Annotated in this window: 13 protein-coding genes; 4 read left to right on the top strand and 9 right to left on the bottom strand. The window is 71.0% G+C overall.

The genetic code is table 11. The annotated features are described in order from the left end of the window. Positions 1 to 155 precede the first annotated feature (155 nt). Complete coding sequence (locus OHB04_RS23705; protein WP_326808243.1) at positions 156 to 1,478, bottom strand: MFS transporter; 1,323 nt, start codon at positions 1,476 to 1,478, stop codon at positions 156 to 158. Positions 1,479 to 1,549: 71 nt separating this feature from the next. Between OHB04_RS23705 and OHB04_RS23700 the strand changes: the two genes are divergently transcribed. Together OHB04_RS23700 and OHB04_RS23695 are read left to right on the top strand one after the other, a co-directional pair. Beyond that, positions 1,550 to 2,638, top strand: a complete 1,089-nt coding sequence (locus OHB04_RS23700) for a GlxA family transcriptional regulator (protein ID WP_326689664.1) — start codon at positions 1,550 to 1,552, stop codon at positions 2,636 to 2,638. 65 nt (positions 2,639 to 2,703) lie between these two features. After that, positions 2,704 to 3,786 carry a GlxA family transcriptional regulator gene (locus tag OHB04_RS23695; protein WP_326808242.1) on the top strand — a complete coding sequence of 361 codons (1,083 nt, stop codon included), beginning with the start codon at positions 2,704 to 2,706 and terminating at the stop codon, positions 3,784 to 3,786. Positions 3,787 to 3,813: 27 nt separating this feature from the next. Here the strand turns inward: OHB04_RS23695 and OHB04_RS23690 are convergent, their stop codons facing one another. From OHB04_RS23690 to OHB04_RS23675, 4 genes are read right to left on the bottom strand one after another with little or no spacing between them, the layout of a single operon-like run. Further along, positions 3,814 to 4,881: a Zn-dependent alcohol dehydrogenase gene (locus OHB04_RS23690; RefSeq protein WP_326808241.1), complete on the bottom strand. Its 1,068-nt coding sequence runs from the start codon at positions 4,879 to 4,881 to the stop codon at positions 3,814 to 3,816. Positions 4,882 to 4,905: 24 nt separating this feature from the next. Then, positions 4,906 to 6,384, bottom strand: a complete 1,479-nt coding sequence (locus tag OHB04_RS23685; RefSeq protein WP_326808240.1) for an aldehyde dehydrogenase family protein — start codon at positions 6,382 to 6,384, stop codon at positions 4,906 to 4,908. Continuing rightward, positions 6,381 to 7,595 carry an acyl-CoA dehydrogenase family protein gene (locus OHB04_RS23680; protein WP_326689660.1) on the bottom strand — a complete coding sequence of 405 codons (1,215 nt, stop codon included), beginning with the start codon at positions 7,593 to 7,595 and terminating at the stop codon, positions 6,381 to 6,383. The genes OHB04_RS23685 and OHB04_RS23680 overlap by 4 nt, the downstream gene beginning before the upstream one ends. A gap of 57 nt (positions 7,596 to 7,652) precedes the next feature. Then, on the bottom strand, positions 7,653 to 8,564 hold the full coding sequence (locus OHB04_RS23675) for an SDR family oxidoreductase (protein WP_326808239.1): 912 nt from the start codon (positions 8,562 to 8,564) through the stop codon (positions 7,653 to 7,655). A 111-nt stretch (positions 8,565 to 8,675) separates the two neighbouring features. Here OHB04_RS23675 and OHB04_RS23670 point away from each other — a divergent pair, with 111 nt between their 5' ends. Continuing rightward, on the top strand, positions 8,676 to 9,611 hold the full coding sequence (locus OHB04_RS23670; RefSeq protein WP_326808238.1) for a cyclase family protein: 936 nt from the start codon (positions 8,676 to 8,678) through the stop codon (positions 9,609 to 9,611). Between the two features lie 293 nt (positions 9,612 to 9,904). Here the strand turns inward: OHB04_RS23670 and OHB04_RS23665 are convergent, their stop codons facing one another. The 4 genes from OHB04_RS23665 to OHB04_RS23650 all read right to left on the bottom strand — a co-directional run bounded on the left by OHB04_RS23665 (position 9,905) and on the right by OHB04_RS23650 (position 14,326). Continuing rightward, positions 9,905 to 10,459: an ATP-binding protein gene (locus OHB04_RS23665; RefSeq protein WP_326689657.1), complete on the bottom strand. Its 555-nt coding sequence runs from the start codon at positions 10,457 to 10,459 to the stop codon at positions 9,905 to 9,907. Positions 10,460 to 10,888: 429 nt separating this feature from the next. Next, positions 10,889 to 11,881: an acyl-CoA dehydrogenase family protein gene (locus tag OHB04_RS23660; RefSeq protein WP_326692867.1), complete on the bottom strand. Its 993-nt coding sequence runs from the start codon at positions 11,879 to 11,881 to the stop codon at positions 10,889 to 10,891. Between the two features lie 8 nt (positions 11,882 to 11,889). Further along, a complete protein-coding gene (locus OHB04_RS23655) occupies positions 11,890 to 13,059 on the bottom strand; it encodes an acyl-CoA dehydrogenase family protein (protein ID WP_326808237.1) in 1,170 nt (389 codons plus the stop codon). Positions 13,060 to 13,135: 76 nt separating this feature from the next. After that, on the bottom strand, positions 13,136 to 14,326 hold the full coding sequence (locus OHB04_RS23650; RefSeq protein WP_326692866.1) for an amidohydrolase family protein: 1,191 nt from the start codon (positions 14,324 to 14,326) through the stop codon (positions 13,136 to 13,138). Between the two features lie 129 nt (positions 14,327 to 14,455). On the opposite strand from OHB04_RS23650, the gene OHB04_RS23645 reads away from it, so the two are divergent. Beyond that, complete coding sequence (locus tag OHB04_RS23645; protein WP_326808236.1) at positions 14,456 to 16,024, top strand: class I adenylate-forming enzyme family protein; 1,569 nt, start codon at positions 14,456 to 14,458, stop codon at positions 16,022 to 16,024. The last annotated feature ends 40 nt before the right edge of the window (positions 16,025 to 16,064 follow it).

Raw genomic sequence — 16,064 nt, 5'->3', positions numbered from 1 at the left:
CTCCGGGGCTCCTCGGGAAACGAGTGACCGGATGGACGACAAGTGCAAGAATCTGGCCACGCCCGATCGCCCCGGCCGCCTCCCTGGTCACATCCGACTGTCCCTGGCCGCTCCCTGGCCGCGCCTGATCGCACCTGGTATCCGGCCGCACCCGACTACGCCGCGGCCACCCGGCGTCCGACCAGCAGCGCCATCAGCGCGGCCATCGCACACAGCACCCCCGCGCCGGTCCAGGCCAGGTCGTAGGTCCCGGTGAAGTCCCGTACCAGCCCCGCCGCGAAAGCGATCGCCGAAGCACCCGCCTGGTGCGAGGCGAGGACCCAGCCGAAGACGATCGCGCCGTCCTCCCCGAAGTGCTCCCTGCACAGCGCCATCGTGGGCGGCACCGTCGCGACCCAGTCGAGGCCGTAGAAGACGATGAAGAAGAGCATGGGCGGCTGCACGCTCTGGGCGAAGAGCATCGGCAGCACGAGCAGCGAGAGCCCGCGCAGCGCGTAGTAGACCGCGAGCAGCCTGCGCGCGTCGAAGCGGTCGGTGAGCCATCCGGAGGCGATCGTCCCGACCAGGTCGAGCACCCCGATGAGGGCGAGCAGGGAGGCGGCCACCGGTACGGCCATCCCGTGGTCGTGCGCCGCCGGCACGAAGTGGGTGCCCATCAGGCCGCTGGAGGAGGCACCACAGATCGCGAAGGACCCGGCCAGCAGCCAGAAGACCTTGGTGCGCGCCGCCGTGGACAGGGCTTTCAGGGTGCGGAGGGCCGCGCCGCTCGTCCCGGACTCCGGCGGGACGTGGTCGGCTCCGGCCCCGTAGGGGCGCAGCCCGACGTCCTCCGGATGGTCGTGCAAAAGCCACACCACCAGCGGCACGACCGCCAGTGCGGCCCCGCACACGACCAGGGAGGCGGTGCGCCATCCGGAGTTCTCCACCAGCAGCGCCAGCAGCGGCAGGAAGACCAGCTGTCCAGTGGCGCTTCCCGCGGTCAGGATGCCGCTCACCAGACCGCGCCGGGCGACGAACCAGCGGTTGGTGACCGTGGCGGCGAACGCGAGCGCCATGGAGCCCGAGCCGACGCCGACCAGCACGCCCCAGCACAGCACGAGCTGCCATTCGGCGTGCATGAAGACGGTCAGCCCGCTGCCCGCCGAGATCAGCAGCAGCGCGGCGCTGACGATCTGGCGTATGCCGTACCGCTCCATCAGCGCGGAGGCGAACGGCGCCGTCAGCCCGTACAGCAGGACGTTGAGGCCGACGGCGAACGAGATCGTGCCGTGCGACCAGCCGAACTCCTCGTTGAGCGGGTCGATGAACACGCTGGGTGTGGCCCGGAAACCGGCTGCGCCGACGAGCGCGACGAAGCAGACGAGCGCGACCCACCAGGCGCGGTGGATCCTGCTCGGCGCTCTGCCGGAGGGCTTCTCCGGGGACGGGGTGCCGGCACCGCCCTCGGCGGACGGCTGCGGGGAGAGAGTCTGAGTCACGCGGACCAGCTTCCAGCCAGGACAGGACAGGAACGAGTGGCCCGAGAGCCACTATGTGCGAGGATCGGGCCATGGCCGTCTTCACCCGTCCGGGTCTCCACCGGGTCGCCGTCCTCGTGCGCCACGGACTGCTGCCGATCGAGCTGGGTATCCCGCACGCCCTGATGGGCAAGGCGGGTTCGGCCTCGGAGGAGCCGCTGTACGAGGTCGTGACCTGCGCGGTCCGCCCCGGCGTGATCCGCACGGATGGGGACTTCACCATCAATGTGGACCACGGCCCCGAGGCACTGGCCGAGGCGGACACGGTCATCGTGCCCGCCGCGCACGAACGGGACGAGCCGTACGTCCGGGGCACGATGAGCCCCGGGCTGGCCGACGCCTTCGCGCGTATCCGGCCGGTCACCCGTATCGCCTCGATCTGCACAGGCGCCTTTGTACTGGCCTCTGCCGGGCTCCTGGACGGCAAGCGCGCGACGACGCACTGGCGCTCCAGCAAGCGCTTCCAGCGGCTGTTCCCCGACGTCCGGCTCGACTCGGATGTCCTCTACGTCGACGAGGGCTCGGTGCTGACCTCGGCCGGGATCGCCTCGGGGGTCGATCTGTGCCTGCACATGATCCGCTGCGATCACGGGGCCGCCGTCGCCAACGAGGTGGCACGCCGCACAGTGGTACCGCCCCACCGGGACGGCGGACAGGCACAGTTCATCCGAAGGCCCGTCCCCCAACCCGGACTCGCCTCCACCGGCACAGCCCGCGCCTGGGCACTGAAACAGCTCGAACGACCCATCACCCTGCGCGAACTCGCCGCACAGGAATCCATGAGCATCCGGACCTTCACCCGACGCTTCCGCGAGGAAGCCGGTATCAGCCCGCAGCAGTGGCTCACCCAGCAGCGGACCGAGCGGGCCCGCCAGCTGCTGGAGGAGACCGGTCTGTCGGTCGACCAGATCGCCCAGCGCGCGGGATTCGGCTCCGCTGCCACCCTCCGGATGCACTTCCAGACGGCACTGGGAGTGTCGCCGAGCGCCTACCGGCGCACGTTCCGGGCGGACGCGAATGGCAGCATCCGGGCGAGCGCAGAAACCGGCAGCATCCGGAGGGACGCCGAAGGCAGCGGCATCCGGGCGGGCGCGGGTGTCAACGGCGGGGCCGAGGGATGAGGGATGAGGGGCCAGGGACGAGGGACGAGGGCCGACAGGGAAGACCGAGCGCTGAGGAGACCGCCGTGCACCCTCCCGTGAACGCGACCGCACCCGTCTTCACACACCCCGGGCGGCACCGGGTCGCGGTGCTGGTCAGGCACGGGGTGGTGCCCATGGAACTCGGCCTGATCCACCAGATGTTCGGCCGTGCTGCCTCCTCCGGAGGCGAGCCGCTCTACGAGGTGGTCACCTGCGCCGTCGAGCCGGGACCTGTCCGCACGGACGCCGACTTTCCCATCCACGTGGCACACGGAGCGCAGGCACTGGCCGAGGCGGACACCGTCCTCATCCCGGCCACCCACGAGCCGGACAAGACCGAGACCGCGGGCCGCCTGCCCGAGCCCCTCCGCGTGGCGCTCGCCCGTATCACCCCCGGCACACGGATCGCGTCCATCTGCACCGGCGCCTTCGTACTGGCGGCGGCGGGTCTCCTGGACGGCAAGCGCGCGACGACGCACTGGATGTCGACCGACGACTTCCGCGCCCTGTATCCGAACGTCGCTCTCGACCCCGATGTGCTCTATGTGGACTGCGGTTCGGTGCTGACCTCGGCCGGGGAGGCGGCGGGCATCGACCTGTGCCTGCACATGATCCGTGGCGATCACGGGGCCGCCGTCGCCAACGAGGTGGCACGCCGCACAGTGGTACCGCCCCACCGGGACGGCGGACAGGCACAGTTCATCCGAAGGCCCGTCCCCCAACCCGGACTCGCCTCCACCGGCACAGCCCGCGCCTGGGCACTGAAACAGCTCGAACGACCCATCACCCTGCGCGAACTGGCCGCACAGGAATCCATGAGCATCCGGACCTTCACCCGACGCTTCCGCGAGGAAGCCGGGGTCACGCCGCTGCGCTGGCTGACCCAGCAGCGCATCGAGCGGGCCCGGTACCTCCTCGAGGAGACCGACCTGCCGGTCGAGCGCATCGCGGCGGACAGCGGGTTCGGAACGGCGGCCTCCCTGCGTCAGCACCTGCACGCCGCACTCGGCGTCTCCCCGCGCGCCTACCGCCGTACGTTCCGCGCGGAGCCGGACACGGCGGCATCGGATACAGCGGCGCCGACGGAGGAGTCGGAGCCGGCGGCGGCGGGAGAGACCGCGGCTTGACGCGCCGCCCGTCGGCAGAGGGGACGCTCAGAAGGTGAGGACCCCGCGCGCCACCCTCCCGTGGTGTGCGTCGTCCGCCGCCTTGTCGAAATCTTCCACCGGATAGACCTCGGTGACGAGTTCGTCCAGCAGCAACCGCCCCTGCTGGTACAGGTCCGCGTACAGCGCGATGTCACGCGGCGGGCGCGAGGATCCGTAGCGGCATCCGAGGATGGACTTGTCCAGGAACATCGACGCGGGCAGGAACGACGCTTCGGCGTCGGGCGCGGGCATCCCGAGCAGCACCGCCTGCCCGTGCCTGTCGAGCAGGTCGACGGCCTGCCGCACGAGCGCGGTGTTCCCCACGCACTCGAACGCGTGATCAGCGCCGGTCGGCAGGATCTCCTTGACGGCGGACACGGTGTCGTCGGCCGCCGACGCGTCGATGAAGTGCGTCGCCCCGAACTGCCGGGCCACCGCGTCCTTGTCGGGGTTGGCGTCCACGGCGATGATCCGCGCGGCCCCCGCGATCCGCGCCCCTTGGATCACGTTGAGGCCGATGCCGCCGACACCGATCACCACGACGGTCTCGCCCTGCCCGACCTGGGCCCTGTTGAGGACGGCGCCGACGCCGGTGAGCACACCGCAGCCGATGAGCGCGGCCGAGGTCAGCGGGATTTCCTCGGGAATCCGGGTCGCCTGGACGGCCTTGACGAGGGTGAGCTCGGCGAAGGCGGAGTTCGAGGCGAAGTTGTAGAGGGGGCTGCCGCCGCGTGAGAAGGGCTGTTCGGGCCGGCCGATCGCCCGGCGGCACATGGTCGGCCGGCCCCGCGCGCACTCGCCGCAGGCCCCGCAGTTGGCGATGGTGGACAGGGCCACATGATCACCCGGCCCGACGTGCGCGACGCCGTCGCCGACAGCCTCGACGACCCCGGCCCCCTCGTGTCCGAGGACCACCGGCCGGGGGAAGGGAATCGTTCCGTCGATCACCGACAGGTCGCTGTGACACAGCCCCGCGGCGCGTATGCCCACGAGCACCTCGCCGGGGCCCGGTGCGCGGACCTCCAGGTCGTCCACAACCTGTGCGTGCTCGCCTTCCAGGATGACGCCTCTCATGGCACTTCCCTCCCCCTCACTTGGTCACGACGGCCAGACGACGGACTGGAACTCGCTGTAGGCGTGCAGCCCGAACGAGCCGCCGTCGCGGCCGATCCCGGACTCCTTGAACCCGCCGAACGGGGTCTCGGGGTGCCGCTGCGCCGTGTTGATACCGACGTTGCCGCTGCGGAGGCGCTCCGCCAGCCGCCAGGCGCGGCCCGCGTCGCCGCTGAAGACGTAGTCGTAGAGCCCGTAAGGGGTGCCGTTGGCGAGGTGTACGGCTTCCTCGTCGTCCTCGAACGGGAGGGCGACCACGACGGGGCCGAACAGCTCCTCGCGGGCGACGGTCATCTCCGGCGTGACGTCGCCGATCAGCGTGGGAGCGACGTAGAAACCGGTGGCGGGCCCGGTGGGGCGCGTGCCGCCCGCCAGGATCTTGGCGCCCTGCTCGCGCGCGCCCTCGATGTATGCCTCGACGCGGTCGCGCTGGGCGGCGGAGATGAGCGGCCCGACGACGGTTCGCTCTTTTGTGGGATCGCCGAGTGTCAGTGCGGCGGCGTACTGTGCAAGGGCAGTCACGAACTCGTCGTAGTGCGAGCGGTGTACGAGCACGCGCGTCGGCGCCGTGCAGATCTGGCCACTGTGAAAGGTCCAGGTCGAGGCGACCGAGCCCAGAGCTGCTTTGCGGATGCCGTCGTCCGCATCGTCCAGCACCAACGCCGCACCCTTACCGCCCAGTTCCATGAGGGTGCGTTTCATCGTCCGGCCGGCGACTTCAGCGATCTTCTTTCCCACGGAGGTGGAGCCCGTAAAGCTGATCATGTCCACATCCGGGTGCGCGACCAGGGCCTCGCCCGGCGCGGACCCGGATCCGGTGACGACGTTGTAGAGCCCGTCCGGCAGCCCGGCTTCCTGGAGAAGTGGGCCCAGCTCCAGGCAGCTGAGCGGGTCCTGCGGTGCGGGCTTGCACACGACAGCGTTGCCCATGGCAAGCGCGGGCGCCACCTTGCCCGCTAGGTTCACGACAGGGAAGTTGTAGGAGGTGATGCATCCGACCACACCGACGGGGCGGCGCACGGCCGCCGCGCCTATCAGTCCGCCGGGGGCGAGGGCGGTGGCCTTGACGGGCTGAGGCGCGAGCGGCACGGTGTCCGGCTCCAGCGCGCCGCGCGCGTAGCGGCGGAAGCGGTCGGCGGCGGTGGGTATCTGCATGCCGCGGGCGACCTTGAGGGTGGCGCCGGTCTCGGCCTGGAGCAGGGGCACCAGTTCGGGACCGCGCTCGGTGAGCACATCCGCGATCCGCTCCAGAACCCTGGAGCGTTCCTGGGGTCCGGTACGTGCCCACGCCTCCTGGGCGGTGCGCGCCGCGCGTACGGCGGCGTCGATCTCCCCGGAGCCACCCTCGGGTGCGTGACCTACGGGCTCCTCGGTGGCGGGGTCGGTGATCTGGTAGTGGCCGCCCGGGGGCCGGTGCCAGGCACCGTCGACCCAGTGCGCGTAGGTCTTCGCTTCCGTCGTCACGTGCGTGCCTCTCTCGGCAGGCCCAGCACCCGCTGGGCGAGGATGTCACGCTGGATTTCGTCCGAGCCGCCGTAGACGGTGTCGGCGCGGGTGAACAGGAACAGGCGTTGCAGGGCGTCGAGTTCGTAGGGCCGGTGCGGCGACCAGTCGTGCGGCCCCAGGGCAGCCGCGGCCCCGCGCACCTGCATCGCCAGCTCGCCGAGCCGCTGGTGCCAGCCGCCCCACAGCAGCTTGGCCACACTGGGCGCGCCCGGGACGGCCCCGGTCCCGGAACCGCCCAGCGTCCTGAGCGCGTTCCAGCGCATGGTCCGCAGCTCGGCCCAGGCCCGCACGAGCCGGTCGCGGAGCACGGGGTCGCGCTCGACGGCTCCCGTGCGCAGGGCGAGGCGCAGCACCTGGTCCAGTTCGGCGGCGAAGCCGATCTGCTGGACGAGGGTGGACACGCCGCGCTCCAGGGTGAGGAGGGACATGGCCACCCGCCAGCCGTCGCCCTCCTCGCCCACCCGGTGGTCCTCTTCGGCGAGCGCGCCGTCGAAGAAGACCTCGTTGAACTCGCTCGTTCCCGACATCTGACGGATCGGCCGGACCTCGATGCGGCCCGGCTGGTCCATCGGCACCAGCAGAAAGGAGAGTCCCCGGTGCCCGCTCGTGCCCTGTCCGGTACGGACGAGCACGAAGCACCAGTGGGCCTCGTGGGCGAGGGAGGTCCAGATCTTCTGCCCCGTGACGCGGTAGGACCCGCCGCCGTCGCGGACGGCCGAGGTGCGCACTCCCGCGAGGTCGGATCCGGCACCGGGTTCGCTGTAGCCCTGGCACCACAGTTCCTCGCCGCGGGCGACGGCAGGCAGGAAGCGTTTGCGCTGTGCCTCGGTGCCGTGGGCGAGGAGCGTGGGGGCGAGGAGGTTCTCGCCGATGTGCCCGACGCGGCCGGGCGCTCCGGCGCGGGCGTACTCCTCGGCCCACACGACCTGTTGGGTGAGGGTGGCGGCGCGGTTGCCATAGGAGCCGTGGGTGCGGTCCCAGCCGATGCCGACCCAGCCGGCGCGGCCGAGTTCGCGCTCCCAGCGGTGGCGGACCGGGCCTTCCTCGTGTTCGCTGCCGGGCCCGCCCCGGCCCGCCGCTGCCGCGTACGCGCCGACGAGGTGGGCACGCAGCCAGTCGCGGGCCTCGGCCCGGAATTCCTCGTCCGCTGAGGTGAAGCTGAAGTCCACGCGTCCTCCTCTCCCCGTCGGCCCGGCGAGGCCGGGCCGACGGGGCCCCGGGGCGGGTCAGGCGTTGGGGCGGTCCTTCCTGGCGGCGGCCTCGGCCATCTCCTTGAGCCGCTCCAACATGGGCATGGGGTCCGTGCCGACGGTGCCGGGCAGGAAGTCCGCGATCTGCTCGGGCGTCCAGGACCCGTCGGCGTAGGCAGCGCGCAGCTCGCGTGGCTGGGCCCATACGGCGATCTTGGGTCCGGCCACCGTGTAGACCTGGCCGGTGATCTCCTGCTCCCTGGCGCGGTCGCTCAGGAGGTAGACGACCAGGGGTGCGACATCCTCCGGTTCACCGATCTCCTTCAGCTCCATGGGGACGTTCGCCGACATGCGGGTGCGCGCGACGGGGGCGACGGCGTTGGCGGTGACGCCGTACTTGTGCAGGCCCAGCGCCGCGCTGCGGACGAGGGAGATGATGCCGCCCTTGGCCGCCGAGTAGTTGGCCTGGGAGACGGAGCCTTGGTGGTTGCCGCTGGTGAAGCCGATGAGGGTGCCGCTCTTCTGCTTGCGCATGACGGCGGCGGCGGCGCGGAAGAGGGTGAAGGTGCCCTTGAGGTGGGTGGCGATGACGGGGTCCCACTCCTCCTCGCTCATGTTGAAGAGCATGCGCTCGCGCAGGATTCCGGCGACGCAGACGGCGCCGTCGAGGCGTCCGTACTGGGACAGCGCGGTGTCCACGACGCGCTGTCCGCCGTCCATGGTCGAGATGTCGTCGGCGACGGCCACCGCCTCGCCGCCCGCCGCGAGGATCTCCTTGACCACGGCACCGGCCACCTCGCTCTCGGGGGTGCCGCCCTCGATGGACACGCCGTAGTCGTTGACGACGACCTTCGCTCCCTGAGCAGCGCAGGCCAGCGCCACCGCGCGGCCGATGCCGCGTCCGGCACCCGTCACGGCGACCACCTTGCCGGCCAAGAAGTTCCCCACGTCGCGCCCCTTCCCGCGTTTTCTGACGGACCGTTAGATTCTTGAGCAGGCACCGCACGAACACAAGACCCGTACCGACGCACGGTCAGACACGCAGTCAGGGGAGGACCGATGACGCTTCCGGCGGAGTGCCCCGAGTTCGACGAGATCGCCAAGCGCGTGAACAACTGGGGCCGCTGGGGGGCGGATGACGAGGCCGGCACCCTCAATCTGGTGACGGACGGCGTGGTGCGCGCCGCCGTGGCCACCGTGCGCACCGGCCGCAGCATCGCCCTCGCGCTGCCGCTCCAGCAGGACGGCGTGCAGACGGGAATGATCCCGGGCCGGGTCAACCCGCTGCGCACCATGGTCGCGCTCAACCTGGAGATGTTCGGACCGGGCACGGTGGCCACCAGCGACGATGTCGTCACCATGGGCCTCCAGGCGGGGACCCACTGGGACGGGCTGGCCCATGTCTCGCACTCGGGGAAGCTCTACAACGGCCGCCCCGCCGACACCGTCACCGCCCACGCGGGTGCCGCCTTCAGCGGCATCGAGAAGGGCCGCCCCCTGGTCACGCGCGGCGTCCTCCTCGACGTCGCCCGTGCCCGAGGCGAGGAGTCCCTGGCGGGCGGGCACGTGGTGACCCCCGAGGACCTGGACGTGGCCGAGGAGTTCGCGGGCACCCGCGTGAGGCGCGGCGATGTGGCGCTCATCCGCACCGGTCAGCTACGGCACTACCTCGCAGGCGACAAGGACGCCTACGCCTATCCCTCACCCGGGCTCTCCCTGCGCACCCCGGAGTGGTTCCACACCCGCGACGTGGCGGCCGTCGCCAACGACACCCTCACCTTCGAGGTCTTCCCACCCGAGATCGAAGACCTGTGGATGCCGGTACACGCCCTCCACCTGGTCGAGATGGGCATGCGCCAGGGCCAGAACTGGAACCTGGAGGAGCTCTCCGAAGCCTGCGCCGAGGAAGCCCGCCACACCTTCCTCCTGACGGCACAACCGGAGCCGTTCACGGGCGGAGTGGGCGCCCCGGTAGCGCCCGTCGCCGTGCTGTGAGTCCTGGAGGGGCATCCGGGTCGCGGGGCTTCCCAGGGCAGGCCCTGGACGGGTGGCGGTGCGCGTATGCGCACCCCGAGCACGGCACAGCGGACCGCCACCCGGCTCCGACGTTCAGGCCCTGCCTCCGAAGAGGCTGACGTCGGACCGCGACCCGCACTCGCCGAGGAACCTCACGTTCCTCGCCGTCCCCTCACAGCGAATCGCTCCACCCAAGGGTGATCAAACAGACACGACACGTCAACACCTGGTCTGGACTTTGGGAAGTTCATCCCCATTGTCCCGGCGCGTGCTCAGCCGAATGCGCCCAGCCACAGCGGCGAGGAGAGCACCCCGGCAGTGCACGAGCGGTCGGCTCCGGAGCCACGGCCGCCCTCCGGGACGCGGCCACGACGGCTGCCACGGGCGAAGTCGCCGCCCAGCGCGGGCCGCACCGTGTCCAGTTCGCACCACACCCGCTTGCCGCCCGGCTCACGCTCCCAGCCCCAGCGGTCCGCGAGCCCCGAAACCAGCTCCAGACCCCTGCCGTTGGTGTCCTCGCCCTCCGCCTGACGGCGTTGCGGGGCGTGGGTGCTGGCGTCCGCGACCTCGACCCGTACGGAGCCCACGGCGTCGCGCGCGTCCGCGCCGGCGCACTGGCTCGGCAACAGCATGCAGAGCACAGCCGGGCAACCTGTGTGCACAACCGCATTGGTGACGAGTTCCGAGATCAGCAGAATCAGCGTCTCGGCGAGCGACTCGTCCGCGTCCACTCCGGCACCCGCGAGCCGGGACCTGGCCCACCTCCTGGCGCGGCCCACCTCCGTCGGGTCGGGCCCGATCTCCAACTGCTCCAGAAGCACCTGCACCGCTCACACCATCCGAACTGGCGGACACATCGCCTCGCGTCTCCACGAAGTCACGGATTGTGACCCCGACGAGGAACAGCATGGTTGACTCATAGTGATCGCAACAAGCGCTTCAGGCATATTCCGGCGCAAAGGAGTAGACGGAGCCCATACTGTGCGACGCCGATCGCGGGAAGTCGAACGACACCGCACCGATCCGCTGGACACCCTTTGTTCCTTGGTCATCGGGGTCATCACCTCTCACAACGGGCCACCCCTCACGCCCGGTGGGGAGAAAACGCGGCGCTCGCACCTGAGCGAGCCTACCGGAGCGGAACGTCATCTACTGCTTGCACTGGTCACGCTGCGGACACAACGCGATATCAACGCAGCGTAGTCAAGGAATGCCGAATTCTCGGAGAAATTCGGGCATCCTCCACAGAAGGGGCATTAGAGTGCTGATGCCAATTCCTCCTCAGCAGTCACAGCCGTTAGCCACTGCCCGGCGCGCAGCCACGCCCGCTTCAGGTGGAGATGGACCTCGGCTTCCCATGTGAAGCCCATCCCGCCGTGGACCTGTAGACAGTCGCGGGCATTCTGTACAGCCGCCTCGTCGGCGAGGAGCTTGGCGGCGTGGATCTCACCGTGGTCTTCTGTGACCGCGGCGGCGTAAACCACACTTCTGGCTGTTTCCGAACGGACCAGCATTTCAGCGCACAGATGCTTTACGGCCTGGAACGCGCCGATCGGCTGTCCGAACTGCTCGCGCCCGCTCGCGTATCCGACCGCCATCCGGAGCGTGCGGGCGGCGCTGCCCAGTTGCTGTGCCGCCGTGAGCAGCGCCGCCCGGTGACGCAGCACCGCCGGGTCCGCCTCCAGCAACTCCCCGACGGCCCCCGGCGGCTCCCCTCCGGCCCCCGGCGGCTCCGGCACCCGGTCGAGCGGCGGCATCCCATGAAGCGGCGGCACCCGGTGGAGCGGCGAGAGAGGGTCGAGCGAGCGTACGGGCTCGGCGGGCAGCGCCCCCGGTGCCAGCATCCGTACCGTGTCGCCGAGCACCAGCACGGCGTCCGCCGAGTCCAGGTGTTCGACCATCCCGCGCTCCACCAGGTCCACGGCGGTGACGATCACCGTCCCGTCCGCCGCGCCCGGTACGAGCCCCGCCACCAGGTGGCTCGCGGCCAGCGGCCCCGGCAGCAGTGCGGCTCCCGCCTCCTCGAAGACGAGCACCGCCTCGGGCAGGCCCAGCCCGACGCCGCCCAAATCTTCGGCCATCCGGAGCGAGAAAACCCCCGCCTCACCCAGCTCCCGCCACAGCGCCCCGTCCAGCCCCGCCCCGTCGTCCGCCGCGCGGCGGAGCGCCGCCTCGTCGAAGCGTGCCGCCAGCAGCTCGCGCATGCCGCGTCGCAGCGCCTCCTGGTCCTCCGTCAGCCGGAAGTCCACCTGTCCCCTCACCGCCCCTTCGGCAGGCCGAGGATGCGCTCGGCGACGATGTTCCGCTGGATCTGCGACGTTCCGGCGGCGATCGTGTAGGAGAGCGAGGAGAGACGGCCCTGGGCCCACTCCTCGTCCAGGTCCAGCGCCTCGGGCCCGAGCACGTGGGCCGCCGCCTCGTACAGCTCCTGGCGCGCGTGTGAGTACCGCAGCTTGAAGACCGAGCCGCCCAGCCCGGGTACGCCTTTCCCGCCCTGGCGCAAGGAGTGCTCGGCCTCGCTGACGTTCCACTGGGTGAGCCGCCACAGCGCGGTGAAGCGGGCGTTGAGCCTCCCCAGTTCGCGGCGTACGGCCGGATCGTCCCAGCGGCCGTTCTCCCGTGCGCGCCGCGCGAGCAGCCGCAGCGTGCGGCGGCAGGCGACCACCTCGCCCACGAAGGCGGTGCCGCGCTCGTAGGAGAGCGTGACCATGGTGACGCGCCAGCCGTCGTTCTCCTCGCCCACCCTGTTGCGCACCGGGACGCGCACCTCGTCGAGGAAGACCTCGGCGAACTCCGCGGATCCGGCCAGGGTGCGCAGCGGCCGTACGGTGATGCCGGGCGCGTCCATGGGCATGGCCAGCCAGGTGATGCCGCGGTGCTTGGGCGCTCCGGGGTCGGTGCGCACCAGCAGTTCGCACCAGTCGGCCACCTCGGCGTGCGAGGTCCAGATCTTGGAGCCGGTCACCACGTAGTCGTCGCCGTCGCGCACGGCGCGGGTGCGCAGCGCGGCCAGGTCCGAGCCGGCATCCGGTTCGGAGAAGCCCTGGCACCACACCTGTTCGCCGCGCAGGATGGGCGGCAGCCAGCGCTCGCGCTGATCCGGGGTGCCCTCCGCCGCGACAGTCGGCCCGGCGTGCAGCAGACCGACGAAGCCCGCGCCCACGTACGGGGCTCCGGCCGCCTCGGTCTCCTCCAGGAAGATCAGGTGCTGGGTGGGGGTCGCGCCCCGGCCGCCCGCCTCCGCGGGCCAGTGCAGGCCCGCGTATCCGGCGTCGTACAGCGTGCGCTGCCAGCCCATGTCGTAGGCGCGCCGGGCCGGCCAGTCCAGGGGGTCGGGGCGGGGCGGCAGCTTGGGGAGGACCTCCGCGAGCCACGCGCGCAGCCGTTGGCGGAAGTCCTCCTCCTCGGGCGTGTACGCGAGGTCCATCAGTCCGCCTCCCGCGGGCCGGCGAGGACCCTCACGCCCACGCCCCTCCGGCCGAGGCCCCTCAGACCGAAGCTCATCAGACCAGGTCCAGGCCCAGCATCCGGATGGCGTTTCCGCGCATCAGCTTGTAGACGGTCTCGTCGTCGAGCCCCTTCATGTGCTCAAGGGCGACCTCTTTCGTGTGCGGGAAGGTCGAGTCGACGTGGGGGTAGTCGGTCTCGAACGTGGCGTTGTCGCGGCCGATCACATCCAGCGCGGTCACCCCGTGCTTGTCGCGGAAGAAGCAGCAGAAGATCTGCCGGTAGTAGTACGTGGAGGGCGGTTCGGGGATCAGGTCGCGGACGCCGCCCCAGGCGCGGTGTTCCTCCCACACGTCGTCGGCGCGCTCCAGCGCGTAGGGGATCCAGCCCATCTGGCCCTCGCTGTAGGCGAGTTTGAGGCGGGGGTGCTTGACCAGGACGCCGCTGAAGAGGAAGTCCATCATGGAGGCCATGGCGTTGTTGAAGGACAGCGTGGCCTGTACGGCGGGCGGGGCGTCGGGAGAGGCGGCGGGCATCTGGGACGAGGACCCGATGTGCATGTTGACGACGGTGCCGGTCTCCTCGCACGCGGCGAAGAAGGGGTCCCAGTATCCGGAGTGGATGCTGGGCAGTCCGAGGTGGGTGGGGATCTCGCTGAAGGTCACCGCGCGTACTCCGCGTTCGGCGTTGCGGTGGATCTCGGCGACGGCCAGGTCCACGTCCCACAGCGGGATCAGGCACAGCGGGATGAGCCGCCCGCCGCTGTCCCCGCACCACTCCTCGACCATCCAGTCGTTGTAGGCGCGCACACAGGCGAGCGCGACCTCCTTGTCGTGCGCCTCGGCGAAGGTCTGGCCGCAGAAGCGGGGGAAGGTGGGGAAGCACAGCGAGCCCTCGACGTGGTTGGCGTCCATGTCCTTGAGGCGCTCGACCGGGTCCCAGCAGCCGCGGCGCATCTCGGCCCGGGTGATGCCCTCCAGGGTCATCTCGTCGCGGTCGAAGCCGACGGCGGCGATGTTGCGCTTGTACGGGAACTTCAGGTCCTCATAGATCCACCAGTCGGTCGGCGGACCGTCGGGGTCCATGGTGATCCGGTACTTGCCGCCGGTGTACTTCAGCTCGCCGATGCCGGCCGTGAGCGGCTGCGGGCCGCGGTCGCGGAATTTCTTCGGCAGCCAGGTCTCGAAGAGGTGCGCGGGCTCGATCACATGATCGTCGACGCTGATGATGCGCGGTAGTTCGGCCACCTTCTGTCCCCTCACCCGTTTCTGATGACCCGTCAGAAAAGAGGCTAGCCCCGCGGACTCTGGACCGACAAGGCGTCGCCGCCTACGCTTCCGGCACAATCTGACGAAGCGTCAGCTGGGGAGGACGGCATGTCCGGTACCGCACACGCACTCGGCGCCTCGCACACCCTGTGGGAACTGGTCGTCCGCCGGGCGGACCTCAGCCCGGACGCGACCGTGCTGATCCAGGCGGGCGGCACTCCGGACGAGGACAGGTCGATCACCTTCGGACAGCTGCGAGAGCGCGCCGAGCGCACGGCGGCCGGGCTGTACGAGCGGGGCGTGCGCCCGGGGGACACCGTCGCCTGGCAGCTGCCCACCCGCATCGAGACCGTGGTGCTCTCCCTCGCCCTGGCCCGGCTCGGCGTTCGGCAGACGCCCGTCATCCCCTTCTACCGGGACCGGGAGGTCGCGCCGGCCCTGCGCGCGACCAGGGCCTCCCACTATGCGCACCCCGGGCACTGGCGCGGCTTCGACTACGGCGCGATGGCCGACCGCCTCGGTGTCGAACACGGCCTGCTGCCACGCCTGCTGGCCGTCCACGACACCCTTCCGGAGACCGCGTCCGGCGCCGTCCCGCTGCCGCCGGCGCCGACGGACGGGACCGAAGTGCGGTGGATCTACTGGACCTCCGGGACGACCTCCGACCCGCGCGGCGTGCTCCACACCGACCGCAGCCTCATCGCCGGAGGCTCCTGCCTGGCGCACGCGCTGCGGCTGCGCCCCGACGACGTCGGCTCCATCGCCTTCCCCTACGCGCACATCGGCGGCCCCGACTACCTGGTGATGCTGCTGCTGTACGGCTTCCCGGCCGTGCTCTTCGAGAAGTTCGCGCTGCCCGGCGCGCTGGACGCCTACCGGCGGCACGGTGTGACGACGGCGGGCGGCTCGACGGCGTTCTACTCGATGTTCCTGGCCGAACAGCGCAAACAGCCCGACCGCAAGCTGATCCCGACCCTCCGGCTGCTCGCCGGCGGCGGAGCCCCCAAGCCCGCCGAGCTCTACCACGAGGTCGTCAAGGAGATGGGCTGCCGGCTCACCCACGGCTACGGCATGACCGAGGCCCCCATGATCACGATGGGCGCCCCGGACGACACTCCCGAACACCTGGCCACCACAGAGGGCCGCCCGCCCGAGGCGATGGAGATCCGCATCACCACGCCCGACGGCAAGCCCCTGCCGCCCGGCACGGAGGGCGAGGTCAGACTGCGCGGCGAGACCGTGTGCCGGGGGTACCTGGACGCGGCGCAGACAGCGGAGGCGTTCGACAAGGACGGCTTCCTGCGCACCGGAGACCTGGGACACGTCCTGGAGAGCGGACATCTGGTGCTCACCGGCCGCACCAAAGACATCATCATCCGGAAGGGGGAGAACATCTCGGCCAAGGAGGTCGAGCAACTTCTCTACGAGCATCCGGCTGTCGGCGACGCCGCCGTGGTCGGACTGCCCGACCGGGAGCGCGGCGAGCGGGTGTGCGCGGTGATCGAACAGCCCGAGGGCGCGCCCGCGGTCACCCTGGCGGAGCTGACCGCCTATCTGAAGGGCGAGGGCCTGGCCACCCACAAGCTGCCCGAACAGCTGGAGGTGGTGAGCGCGCTGCCGCGCAACGAGGCGCTGCGCAAGGTCCTCAAGTACAAGCTGCGGGAGCGCTTCTCATGACGGGGCCGAGTTCGGCGAAGCTGCCCTTGGCGGGGCCGAG

The organism is Streptomyces sp. NBC_01775 (genome assembly GCF_035917675.1).
Taxonomy (GTDB): Bacteria; Actinomycetota; Actinomycetes; order Streptomycetales; family Streptomycetaceae; genus Streptomyces.
Note: the sequence above shows the minus strand (reverse complement) of the source record. Positions and strands in the feature narration are given on the sequence as shown.

What these genes read in the sequence shown, in the direction of transcription:
- OHB04_RS23690 (WP_326808241.1), bottom strand. Translation starts at nt 4,881, where the DNA reads ATGAGAGGCGTCATCCTGGAAGGCGAGCACGCACAGGTTGTGGACGAC.
- OHB04_RS23655 (WP_326808237.1), bottom strand. Translation starts at nt 13,059, where the DNA reads ATGGACCTCGCGTACACGCCCGAGGAGGAGGACTTCCGCCAACGGCTG.
- OHB04_RS23670 (WP_326808238.1), top strand. Translation starts at nt 8,676, where the DNA reads ATGACGCTTCCGGCGGAGTGCCCCGAGTTCGACGAGATCGCCAAGCGC.
- OHB04_RS23645 (WP_326808236.1), top strand. Translation starts at nt 14,456, where the DNA reads ATGTCCGGTACCGCACACGCACTCGGCGCCTCGCACACCCTGTGGGAA.
- OHB04_RS23700 (WP_326689664.1), top strand. Translation starts at nt 1,550, where the DNA reads ATGGCCGTCTTCACCCGTCCGGGTCTCCACCGGGTCGCCGTCCTCGTG.